The sequence below is a fragment of the Vibrio sp. A2-1 genome (genome assembly GCF_021728355.1).
Classification (GTDB): domain Bacteria; phylum Pseudomonadota; class Gammaproteobacteria; order Enterobacterales; family Vibrionaceae; genus Vibrio; species Vibrio splendidus_K.
Genome location: NZ_JAKKCO010000001.1, coordinates 1,445,149 through 1,456,832, shown reverse-complemented (window position 1 = coordinate 1,456,832; position 11,684 = coordinate 1,445,149). Strand labels below are relative to the sequence as shown.

Below are 11,684 nucleotides of genomic sequence, written 5' to 3'. Positions count from 1 at the left end.
ATGGCGATTAAAACATCTGACTTAAATGCAAAGCTATTTGGTAAAGCAAACAAACGTCGCGTAGCTACGCCACAAGAAGCTCAAACAGCGGCTAAAGAGCAGGCTCAAGTGATAGAGCTTTCTGTTGCAGGCGAAGAATTGGTTTCATTTGAACTAGTTCGAATCCCGGCGGCTGACGTAGCAACTCAAACGGTTGTTTTCGAAGAAAATGCTCGTGAGCAATCTTTCTTAAACGAGCACGCGCTTTCTGATGTTCTTACAACATTGAAAGAACGTGGCCAGCAATACCCAGCGGTTGGTCGTAAAAACAAAGACGGTAAGATTGAAGTTCTTGATGGTAGCCGTCGTCGTATGTCGTGTATTTTGGCTGACAAAGAGTTCCTTATCTATGTTGCTGAAAACATCAACGGCGAACACGCTAAGTTCCTATCTGATGTTGCTAACGCTCATAAACCGCTTTCTCTGTATGAGAAGGGTAAAGAGATGCAAGCGAAGCTAGATAAAGGCGAAGCTGAAGACCAGAAAGCACTAGCGAAAATGTTCCAGTGCAGTGAAGCTTTGGTGAGTGGCGCGTTGAAAGCGGCGGCTTTGCCTCTTGAACTGCTACAAGCTTACCCAAATGTGAGCGATCTTGGTCGACCAACCATTGTTAAACTACACAAACAATTCGGTGGCCTGACTGGCGAACAGCAGCAAGTATTACTGACTAAGTGCGATGCTTCTGAAGGTTTTGTATGGCAGCGTAGCGAAGCACAAGGTGTTACGCGTTTAACTAAAGACGTTACTGAAACTTTGGAAGGTTGGATTCTTGAATTGGCGCCAGCGCCAGCGAAGAAAGCTTCGCCAAAAGTTGAGCTTATTAAAGGCCGCGCTTCATACAGCCGTAAGGGTTCGAACTTAGCGTTGAACCTTAAGAAAGTGGATGATGCGACAATGGAAGAGATTTTAGCCTTCGTTCAATCGAAGCTCGACTAAGTCGACGACTTTCCATTACGACTCTAAAGCCGCATTATGCGGCTTTTTATTTGGCTGTGATAAACTGTGTCTAGATGAATCTGGACGCTAATTATGAAGAACCCAACAAACACTTTCCTACATACTCTTTCCCAAACAGCCGAGCATAATCAGCATCGTTATGGTGTTGTCTTTTCTGGTGATAGTGGTTGGCAAGACGCTACGATTCAAAGCTTTCTTGATGCCTCTTCAGCACAAACAGTTTTCCAGATGGGGGGGGCGCCTTTTCTATCGGTAACACATGTTCCGGTTAAAAAGGGGCAACAACTCTTAGGCCGTGAATGCCAACTTCTTGTTTGTGATTTTAGAGAGCAGTTTGATGCCAACAGTTTTAGTGCGGCACTAGGTGCGTTAGTCGGTGGCGGTTTGTTGTTGGTTATCCCGCCCAAATCCGATGAATATGAAGAGGGTTTGAATTCTACTTTTGGAAAACGTTGGTTAGCGTCTAACTTCGCCAAACTGTTTTCTGTTTCACAAGACGATGAACAGCTAACGCAACTCTATACTCGTAATCCTTTGCCTGAAGAATTAACCCAACCGATTTTGTTCGATAGATTTGAGCAACAAAAGACGGCAGTAGAGTTAGTCAAGAAAGTCGTCTCTGGACATCGAAAGCGTCCCTTGATTCTCACTGCAGACAGAGGTCGCGGCAAGAGTTCGACATTAGGTATCGCGGCAGCGGAGCTTTTGGTTGAGCGTCACGGGCTTAACATCATTGTTACCGCTCCTTCTGTTAAAGCGGTTGAGCCGGTATTTGCTCACGCAAGCCAACGGCTAGGCCCTTGTGAAGTTATAAGTACTACTAACATCGGCCATCAAGGTGGCAGCCTAAGATTCGTCGCACCGGATGAGCTACTTCAATCTAAGCCTGATTGCGACCTGCTATTGGTTGATGAAGCGGCTGCTATTCCAATCCCTATGCTCAAGTCCATGGTCGGCATTTATCATCGTATGGTTTTTTCAACCACGGTACACGGTTACGAGGGCAGTGGTCGAGGGTTTGGGATTAAGTTTGAATTTTGGCTTTCTGTACACCGCCCTGGTTGGAAAGGCTTTAAGCTCGAACAACCTATTCGTTGGAATAACAACGACCCACTAGAAGCTTGGTTGTTTGACTGCTTCCTGCTTGGTAACGACGCGTCGCTAAGTGACTCGGCGATTCATGAGTTAGATAACTTTTCTGATAAGACAATCAACCAATTAAATTTAGTTGAACTATCAAAAGCAGATTGTTTAGCTAATCCACACAAGTTACAACGATGTTTTTCTCTTCTTGTGGATGCTCATTATCAGACGTCGCCCAATGACTTAATGCAGTTCCTTAACAATCCAGCAATCCACTTGTACGCTGCCTGGCAGCAAGATGAATGTTTAGGTTGCATGTTGGTCACTGAAGAGGGTGGTTTAGATAAAGATTTGATTGCTCAGATTCAAATTGGAAAACGCAGGCCTCAAGGACACCTTGCTCCTGTGTTGCTGGCAAACCAACTAGGCTGTACAGAAGCGGCCACCAGTCGCTGCTTTCGAGTGATGCGCATTGCAGTTTCAACGCCTCATCAAGGTTTGGGCATTGGTGGTTGGATGTTGGCTAAGTTATCAGAGCAAACTAGCCAAGCGGATTATCTGGCGACAAGCTTCGGTGCGACTAGTGAGTTGATTTCATTCTGGCGCGATAACGATTTTGTACCTGTCCATATTGGCCACCAGCGGGATCAGGCAAGTGGCTGCCACTCGGTATTGATGGTTAAGGCGCTTACCTCAAACTCCCAAGGCTGGATTAACCAAGCTCTAAGTCACTTCGAGCGTAGCTACTGCTTTCTTGTTGCAGGTTCTTTAGTTTCACTTGAAACCGAAATGGTGCGCGTACTGCTGCCAAAGAGTGTCGATACCGTTAGCGAGTTTGAAACTCAGTTAGTTAGAAATTACGTGAACGGTGGCAACAGTTACGATGCGATTAGCTTCAGCGTACTGAACTTGATTCTACTTGGTAACGATCGAAACATAGGTATTTCTGACTTACTCATCGCAAAGGTCGTTCAGCAGAAAGAGTGGGGGACTTGTGTTGAACAGTCTAATCTTGTTGGTCGCAAACAAGCAGAGATTCAGTTTCGTAAGGACGTCGATGTTTTGCTAGCAAATTTACAGTGTAAATAGACAAGCCATCATTTAAATAGACTGACCGTTACAAATTAGATTTACAGTGTAAATTAGAATCTTGGATTTACACTGTAAACTGAAGCTCCATATTGAAATCCGTTTTTACCCTGATTATCAGCTTCATCACTTCTGTTCCACTTCTCCATAACAGCCTTTAATCTTCTAAAGCTATTCGCCTTTACTATCTTGCTCTAATATCGAATCGACATTCAATCACATGAAATATTCTGAAAAATTTCCCTATGTATTTGTAAAGGCGAAGTAGATCATAAAATGTGTAAGTCTTATTTATGAGTCATGTTTGCAGAATCGAAAGTAAGTGATGTGACGCTGATTATTCTAATAATGTGATACTCAGCGCAGAACGAATTATATAGACTGAATAACAACTGAGTCATTAGGGATACTCAATTCGAATGTGGGATAACATTGTTACATTGTCAGAAGACAAGAAACAAGTGGTGGCATGTCTGCCGTCGGGGTTTGTGGTTGAAGCAAGCTTTGATAACACGACGTTGCCACCAACCTTGGAAGCTTTGGACGCATCAAACTATTTTCTTTTTGAAGAAGAGGTGTTGCGCTTCGTCACTCTTGCCAAAGAAGGTAAAGGGGAAGCTTACGAAGGAGTCTTGATTGCCGAAGCTCGTAACGCAAGCGTTGCCGTCGAACTGTCTGATGACGAGATGCTGGCGAGTCTGGTGGTGACGGGACCACATCATGGACACGCACTGCGCGGGAGCGACATCATTCATTGTTTAGCCCAAGCCCACATAACAAAGGGAATTAATAAGTTAGCGCTCAGAAAAGTGCTGATGATGAGTAACAAGCTTAAACCCGGTGAAAAGTTTACTCAACCCGTCGCGAAAGGGACGCAGCCAGTAAAGGGCAAAGATGCTAAGTTTGCCGCCTTGGTTGAAGACATTACTCGCCAAGTCTTGAAGCCTCGCAGTAAAGACGAAGGCAAGATTGATATGCGAGACTTGGGGCAAACCATTACTGTTGGTCAAAATGATCACTTGATGAAGCGTACTCCCGCGACCAAAGGCATCGCTGGCTTTACCGTTCAAGGTCGAATTATCCCACCGCTTCCTGGACAAGACAGTTTAATTAAGCCTGGAAAGGGCACCTACATCTCCCCTGACGACCCCAATTTATTACTCGCTTCATTTCCTGGATTACCCATAATCAAAGATAGAACTATTGAAGTAGATGACGCCTTGTGTGTTAGCAACGTAGATGTCTCAACCGGACACGTTAAATTCAAAGGCAATGTCTTTGTCTCTGGGAACATTGAACCGGGAATGATCGTTAAAGCGACAGGAAGTGTCACGGTTGGTGGCTTTATTGAATCGGCAGAAGTCCAAGCACAGGGTGACATAAAGGTCGCGAAGGGGATTATCGGTCATACGACTAAAGAGGGTGAGCCGAAAAGCTGCAAGGTGTTTAGCAAAGGTTCTATCACAGCAAGCTACGCGCAGAACGCCGAACTCCAAACCGCCACCGACCTTCGACTGGGTGTGCACAGCATGAGTAATGATATTCGTTGTGGTAACAACCTTATCGTGATGGACAGTTTGAAGAAGCACGGTACGCTCAGTGGCGGCGAAGCTAGAGTCGGTGGGAAAGTGGAGTGTGTCTTTTTAGGCGTAGAAGGCGATACCGCAACCAAGGTACACGGATTTGCACGTTACGATGGTTACCGACAAAAGATAGCCGAGCTGAAAGAAACTTATAAACACGCTCAAGAGCAGACCATGGATGTGATTCGCCAAGAGCTCGAATTTAAGAAGCGACCAAAAGCGGAACGAAGCGAAGAGCAAGCACTAGAAATTGAGCAGCAAAGAGAAAAAAATAATCTTGCGATCGAAAATACTAAATCACAGTTGGATACGCTTGAAGCTGAGTTTGAAACCAACCTTGCTGAGTGCACAGTTGAGGCGCATGAAAAGGTGTATACGCGAGTGACGATTCAATTTTGTGATGAGACAGTCACCACCAAGCGAACCCATGGCGGCAGCGTTTTCTCGTTCAACCAATACGAGATTCAATGTTCATTCAAAATGGAGCAAGAAGATATCTCGTTGTAATGAATTACTTTGAAATTGACCGACCCTGAATAGAGCGGCTCGAGCTATTTTCTACTAATTAGAACAAACAAAAAAGGGGGAGCTGATGCTCCCCCTTTGCTTTTGCTGATATTGATTTAGTTAGATTCTTTAAGTCACATGCGCGCTTTAACTTGCTGCTCTTACCTTGCCTTGCTTCAAGTCTGACAGAACTTGTGCTTTCGGGCCGTCGGCAATAATACTGCCTCTCTCCATCACAATCACTCGATCTACAATATCCAACATCGATGTTTTGTGGGTGATAAGAATCAATGTCTCGCTTGGCAATAACTGGTTGAGTTGATGTTTGATGTGCATCTCCGAGCGATTATCCATCGCACTGGTCGGTTCATCCATCAAAAGCACGGGTGGACGTCCTAAGAAGGCTCTCGCTATGGCAATCGACTGACGTTGACCACCAGATAGCAATGCACCACCTTCGCCCACTTGGCGTTCTAAGCCTGCTGGATCTTGCTGAGTAAACGCGGTCACGCCTGCACGGTTGGCTGCGTCCATCACATCACGGTCATCGACCAACGGTCGACCTAAGGTAATGTTGTCTCTTACTGAACCGTAGAACAGGTTACTGTCTTGCGGTACACAGCCTATATTGCGTCGTACATCGACATGATGCAGTTGTTCCATGTCAGTGTCATCAATGCGCACATGGCCTTCTGTAGGCTTGTATAGGCCCATAATCAAACGTTCTAGCGTGGTCTTGCCTGAACCAATTCGACCAATGATCGCGACTTTTTCACCGGGTTTGATATTAAGGGTTAGGTCTCTGATAGAAGCGACAGGCGAGTCTGGGTAGTGGAACGTCACTTTATCTAGCGCAATATGACCCTGAATAATCGGACGGTGGATGTAGCGCTTACCTTCTTCCTGTTCATCAGGCATCGACATTACTTGTTCAATCAAAGTCATTGATGACTTCGCTTGGTTGTAACGTGTAGAAAGCAAAGACAGTTGAACAAGAGGGCCAATTGCACGGCCGCTCAACATGGTCGCGGCAATCAAGCCACCCATAGTGAGTTCACCTTCTGCGATGAGGTACACACCAAAAATGATCATACCTACATTGGTACTTTGTTGAACAAAGCCAGCCGTGTTTTGGATGCTGTCGGTGATGCGGCGACTTTTGATATTCCAGTTTGCCATGTGCGCCACCGCTTCTTCCCAACGGAATTGGAACTGACTTTGCGCGCTGAATAGCTTAACGGTTTCTAACCCAGCCAAGCTCTCAATTAAGTTCGCGTACTTCTGAGAAGCAAGTCGAGAGCCTTCTTCAATCGTACGACGCAGTGGCCCTTGGATTAACAGTGCATAGATAATCAAAATGACCACACCGACGACAGGAACAAACACAAGGTTTCCGGCCATCAGCCAAATTAACGCCAAGAACATCAGCGCGAATGGTAAGTCGATTAACGAGCCAATAGTTGCTGAGGTAAAGAACTCGCGGATTGATTCAAATTCTTGCAGGTTTTTCGCGAAAGCGCCAACAGAGGCGGGCTTTGCTTCCATGCGAATCCCCAGAACTTTACTGAACAGTTTAGAGGAAATTAAGATATCGGATTTTTTCCCCGCGACATCAATGAAGTAACTGCGCATTAACTTGAGAAGCAGATCGAAAAGGAAGACGACGAAAATACCACTCGCCAACACCCACAGGGTTTCAAAGGCAAGGTTAGGGACTACTTTGTCGTACACCAAACGAGTAAACATTGGCGCGGCAATGGCGAAGATATTGATCAGAATGGATGCTATCAACACGTCACGATAGATGTTTTTAGATTCCCAAATAGTGCTCCAAAACCAGTGACCTTTGCGTGTTTTTAGAACCTCTGGTGAACGTTCATCATAACGGAATTGTTTTTTTACCAAGAAGTAGCGGCCGATGAATTGTTCTTTGAGTTCATCGACTGGAATGACGATAGGCACCATCCCGCTTTCTGCGGTGATGATCTCTGCTTCTTGTTTTTCTAAATCGATACTATTTAGAACACATGCTTCGCCCTGTTTGAGAAGTAGAATAGCAGGCAGAATCAGGTGAGGAATACTTTCTAACTCGGAACGGTTTTCTTTCGCCACTAATCCCGCTCGTTCAGCTGAACGAGGGAATAGGAAAGGGGTTAGCTTTCCATCGGATAGTGGTAGCCCATTGATCAACGCTTCGGGCGAGTTAGCTAACCCGTAATACCGACTAACGTAGATCAGTGAGTTTAATAGTGGATCTTGCATGCGATATAACCCTTACAACTATTTATCAACAATGAAGCCTTGGAACACTTCTACGTAGTTATCAGACAGGATATCTAGCTGAGTCTGAGTTTCTATTCGAGACGCAATGGTGGTTATGCCTAGGTTGTGAGCGGTTCTAGAGATCGACGTTAAGGTGAATTTCTGTTTTTCATCATCAAGGTTGTGCGTAAACAAGTAATCCAACTTCACATAGCTTGGGCGGTACTCGTTGATGTAATCCAATGATTGGAAATTACGTCCGTAGTTATCAACACCGAATACGGACTCAGCGTTACGAATGGTGTTACACAGCAGCGCCGTGTAGTGCGGAACATTGATGAAACAATTTTCTGGAATCTCAAAATGTAACAGATGAGCAATTGAGGCATTGTGTTCAAGAGTTTTACCAATCCAGCGGATAAAGCTTGGCTGAGAAATACTGCTTGGCGAAATATTGATAGCAACGGGGCTCGTTATTTCTTTCGCATTCAGTTTCTCTATCATCTTCTCGATAACGTATTGGTCGAGAATGTGGCTCATTTCTAACTGTTCTAGTGCGTATAGATATTGGTTTGCACTGTAACGAACTCCGTCTTTTTCAATCGCAGAGAACACTTCTTGGTGATACGTTTTGCCAAAGCTATTGTTTGCAGCTTGCAGACGGAAGGTGACAAGGTCGTTGATGATTGCTTCTTCAACCAACATACGCCATTGTTGTTTGCCCATCACAGCACCATGATCGTCTGCCGTTACGTAGCCGTAAGTCAGTTCACGGTTCGCCTTCGCACTTGAGAGCGCGTTATCGACCAACGACATGATTTCGGTACTGGTTTTTCGCGTATTGCTGTATGTCACACCTAGCGCGATGTGTGGATTCGCCGTACCTGTTGGGTCTGAACCTAGGTTTTGAATGCAGTTTACGATGCTGCCAGCAACAAGTTTAAGTTCGCTTTCATCAATGTTTGGCATGATGAAACCGAATTCGTCACTAGAAATACGGGCGATGGTGATATCTGGTGATGAGATTGAAGCTTGCAGCTGTTCAGCCAGTTGATGAACCAAGGCATCACCTTCTTGATAGCCTTTTTCGTCGTACTCTTCACTAATAAATTCGGCTTTTAGTACGGCTAAACCACCTAAACTGGACTCTTCTAACCACTGAGCTAACTGAGACATGTAGTAAGCGCGGTTGCCTAGCTGAGATACAGGGTCGATATACGCTCTTTCACGCAGCTTTTGAGCTTCTTTCGCTTGGTTTTTAAAGGCCAGTTCAACTTGGGTCGACATGTGGTTGATACCATCGACAACCAAGGTGAGATCTTTTGTCTTTGGACGAGCCAGTGGTTCACCAAACTGATTCTTCGCGATCTGATCCATCTTGGTAATGATCAACGAGAGCGGGCGTAATGCGCGTTTAAGGATCCAAGAGATAGACACCAAACCAAGTAGAAAGATCGAGCTAAAGATGGTTAATAAGCGGATGAACGCTTGCCAAAGTTGATCGTAGGCAGGACCAGGGTGACTTACGATCTCTACTTCTGCCAGTTGCATCCAGCCACTGGTAATCACGCGGCGGTCATGAACAGGCTCAAATAGATTTAGGTTGGTAAACCACTCTGGTACGCCGGTTGGCTTTACAGGGTATGAACGGAGAATGTCATCTCCGGTGTCTAGGAAAATCAATCGCACGACGGAATAAGAACTGCCATCAAATAGGGCGTTGATAACAGACTCCACTGCCACCTTGTCCTTTTCTTCTAGGTAAGGGGCGAGAGCCAGTCCGACAGTATTAATGGTATTACTTACCTCAGAGCGTTGCTGCTCCTCTAAGTATCCACGGGTGGTATTGAATTCGATCATAAAAACTGACGTCATCAGCAGTATGAATACCGCAACCATCCCGACCACAAGCTGTTTATATAAAGTCATTGTACCTACTCATCGTAATTGATAATGGGTTTGTTTAAATTTAGAGAGCGCTCACGAGAACGTAGGTCGTTCCATAAGCTCAATCTTGAAGATTTCCCTGCCAGCTTACCGCTGCCTGCTGCCGACTTAATTAACCAAAGGTTTTTACCATTGAAACTGTATATCGGTCGCAGGTCTCCGCGTTTAGAACCGCGTTTTATTTCAGGGTTTAAGTTATCCAAAATTAGTGGTTCTGCACTGGGTGTCGAGTAGTACGCCAACACCATATGGAATTGGTTTAACTCAAGTGCTTTTACGTACACCAATCGCAATTTTTTATCTGGGACACCGAGTTCAAGTAAAGAGAAGTATTTTGCAATAGTGAAGTCTTCGCAATCACCGGCGTTGCTGCCTAAAAACTCCAGTGGTGTCGCCCAGTAGTCATTCTTTCCCCATAGTATGTTGTCATCGACAAAGTACATTTGGTTGAAGAACCGGTTTACCGAATCGAGCTTTTCCGTTTCACTTAGCCCTTCGTACGACGTCATATTAGAGCGCCATGTTGCCACTCGTTTTCCGGCTCTTTCCCCGTAGGTTGCAGTAACCGCGTCTATCCACCTTTGGTCGCTCTTGTTGAGCGCCACTGAGGTAAAAGAGGTGAGGACCAGCAACAATAACGAAATCCGAGATTTCATAGCCTCTGCTCTTGTCTGTTCACTGTGTATTGAAAGGCGCTATCAAGCATCAAACGTCCTTACTCTTTTAATGCGTTGTTTTGAGCGCTTAATAGTGGCTTCAACATGTACTCAAGTACGGTTCTCTTGCCCGTGATGATATCGACAGAGGCTGTCATACCAGGAATGATCGGTAACTCTTCGTTGTGTCCAAAGCTGTATTTATCGGTACGTACACGCACGATGTAGAAGCTGTTGCCTTCTTCATCTTGAGTGGTATCGGCACTGATGTGTTCTAGTACACCTTCTAAACCGCCATATTTTGTGAAGTCATAGGCACTAAATTTAACAATGGCGGTCAGTTCTGGGCGTAGGAATGCGATATCTTGTGGAGCGATTTTAGCTTCAACCAATAGCGAGTCTTCAGTCGGTACAATCTCAACAATGTCCATACCCGGCTGAATAACACCACCCACGGTATTAATCCCGAGCGTTTTGACTGTGCCCGTTACGGGAGAGACCACGATGGTACGGTTTACTCTGTCTTCAAGGCCAACCGAAGATTCGGTCATTGCAGAGAGCTTGTCTTGTGCTTGGTTCAGTTTTTCTTGTTGTTCTGAGCGGAAGCTCAATGCAGCATCGATACGGCTGAGCATCGCTTCTTTGATGGCGGAACGTAGAAGAGGGATTTTGAGTTCGCTCGAAGTCATTTCTCGGCGAGTGTCATTCACTTGTCTTTGAAGCTTGAGGAGTTCAATTCTTGGCACAACGCCTTCATCGGCAAGCGGTTTTGTTATATCTAATTCTTGGCGGGCAAATTTGTAACTTTGTCTTAAGTTATTGACGCGCGATTTTATTTCAACAAGGTCTTGTTGCTTCTGTTCAACTTGTTGATCAAAAACGGAAAGTTGGTTTCTTAAATTGTTTAGGTCTTGACGATATTCGGCTTTTTGGCGATTAACCAGTTTAGGTTGAAGTTCGTATAGCTTTGGTGGGAAGGCGAGTTTGCCGTAGTCGAGTAACACACTTTGTTTCCAGTCTTCGACGGAGAACTCTTCGTTGATGACCACGCTGTTAAATGAAGCTGAAAGCATCAACACGCTGGCAGTTAAGTTTGCCACTTGTTGTTCGCGCTCTCGGAAGTCAGAACGGAATCGAGTGTCATCGATCAACAGCAGCTGTTGACCTTTTTGAACGCGTTGACCCTCCCTTACTAATATCTCTTTTACGAGGCCGCCCTCAAGGTTTTGCACCACTTGGATTTGGGAAGAGGGGATGACCTTGCCTTGGCCAACGGTGACTTTATCGATCTCAGCCCAAGCGGACCACCCAATAGCAGCAATAAAAAACAGAACGATCACCCATAACATAATACGCGCACTGGTGGGCGTATTGAGTAGTAGTGCCGCTGTTTTATCATCGACGTACTCAAGTTCGGTTTCGTTCAATTTGCTGTAATTCTTCTGGCTCATGACAGTCCTTGTTTGCTAAATAAAAGTGCAAGCCTATTGAGTGTATTCTTACTTTTGATAAATGTTAAGATTTTGCTCCTTTAAATCTTTGAATTTATATATTTTTTAAG

At 45.1% G+C, this 11,684-nt stretch carries 7 protein-coding genes; 3 read left to right on the top strand and 4 right to left on the bottom strand.

From position 1 onward, the window contains the following. The 3 genes from L3V33_RS06085 to L3V33_RS06075 all read left to right on the top strand — a co-directional run bounded on the left by L3V33_RS06085 (nucleotide 1) and on the right by L3V33_RS06075 (nucleotide 5,258). Nucleotides 1–975, top strand: coding sequence for a ParB/RepB/Spo0J family partition protein (locus L3V33_RS06085; RefSeq protein WP_237289973.1), 975 nt, complete (start codon nucleotides 1–3; stop codon nucleotides 973–975). A gap of 93 nt (nucleotides 976–1,068) precedes the next feature. Further along, nucleotides 1,069–3,168, top strand: a complete 2,100-nt coding sequence (locus L3V33_RS06080; RefSeq protein ID WP_237289972.1) for a GNAT family N-acetyltransferase — start codon at nucleotides 1,069–1,071, stop codon at nucleotides 3,166–3,168. A gap of 419 nt (nucleotides 3,169–3,587) precedes the next feature. Continuing rightward, nucleotides 3,588–5,258: a FapA family protein gene (locus L3V33_RS06075; RefSeq protein WP_237289971.1), complete on the top strand. Its 1,671-nt coding sequence runs from the start codon at nucleotides 3,588–3,590 to the stop codon at nucleotides 5,256–5,258. A gap of 147 nt (nucleotides 5,259–5,405) precedes the next feature. Here the strand turns inward: L3V33_RS06075 and L3V33_RS06070 are convergent, their stop codons facing one another. Genes L3V33_RS06070 through L3V33_RS06055 form a run of 4 tightly spaced genes read right to left on the bottom strand, consistent with a single transcriptional unit; the run spans nucleotide 5,406 to nucleotide 11,574 of the window. Continuing rightward, the gene (locus L3V33_RS06070; protein WP_017078412.1) at nucleotides 5,406–7,520 is read right to left on the bottom strand and encodes a type I secretion system permease/ATPase; all 2,115 of its coding nucleotides are present in this window, start codon (nucleotides 7,518–7,520) and stop codon (nucleotides 5,406–5,408) included. A gap of 18 nt (nucleotides 7,521–7,538) precedes the next feature. Beyond that, a complete protein-coding gene (locus L3V33_RS06065) occupies nucleotides 7,539–9,449 on the bottom strand; it encodes a LapD/MoxY N-terminal periplasmic domain-containing protein (RefSeq protein WP_237289970.1) in 1,911 nt (636 codons plus the stop codon). Nucleotides 9,450–9,454: 5 nt separating this feature from the next. Continuing rightward, on the bottom strand, nucleotides 9,455–10,123 hold the full coding sequence (locus L3V33_RS06060; protein WP_017078414.1) for a transglutaminase-like cysteine peptidase: 669 nt from the start codon (nucleotides 10,121–10,123) through the stop codon (nucleotides 9,455–9,457). 59 nt (nucleotides 10,124–10,182) lie between these two features. After that, nucleotides 10,183–11,574, bottom strand: coding sequence for an HlyD family type I secretion periplasmic adaptor subunit (locus L3V33_RS06055; RefSeq protein ID WP_065206536.1), 1,392 nt, complete (start codon nucleotides 11,572–11,574; stop codon nucleotides 10,183–10,185). Nucleotides 11,575–11,684: the final 110 nt, after the last annotated feature.

What these genes read in the sequence shown, in the direction of transcription:
- L3V33_RS06085 (WP_237289973.1), top strand. Translation starts at nt 1, where the DNA reads ATGGCGATTAAAACATCTGACTTAAATGCAAAGCTATTTGGTAAAGCA.
- L3V33_RS06080 (WP_237289972.1), top strand. Translation starts at nt 1,069, where the DNA reads ATGAAGAACCCAACAAACACTTTCCTACATACTCTTTCCCAAACAGCC.
- L3V33_RS06075 (WP_237289971.1), top strand. Translation starts at nt 3,588, where the DNA reads ATGTGGGATAACATTGTTACATTGTCAGAAGACAAGAAACAAGTGGTG.
- L3V33_RS06070 (WP_017078412.1), bottom strand. Translation starts at nt 7,520, where the DNA reads ATGCAAGATCCACTATTAAACTCACTGATCTACGTTAGTCGGTATTAC.
- L3V33_RS06065 (WP_237289970.1), bottom strand. Translation starts at nt 9,449, where the DNA reads ATGACTTTATATAAACAGCTTGTGGTCGGGATGGTTGCGGTATTCATA.
- L3V33_RS06060 (WP_017078414.1), bottom strand. Translation starts at nt 10,123, where the DNA reads ATGAAATCTCGGATTTCGTTATTGTTGCTGGTCCTCACCTCTTTTACC.
- L3V33_RS06055 (WP_065206536.1), bottom strand. Translation starts at nt 11,574, where the DNA reads ATGAGCCAGAAGAATTACAGCAAATTGAACGAAACCGAACTTGAGTAC.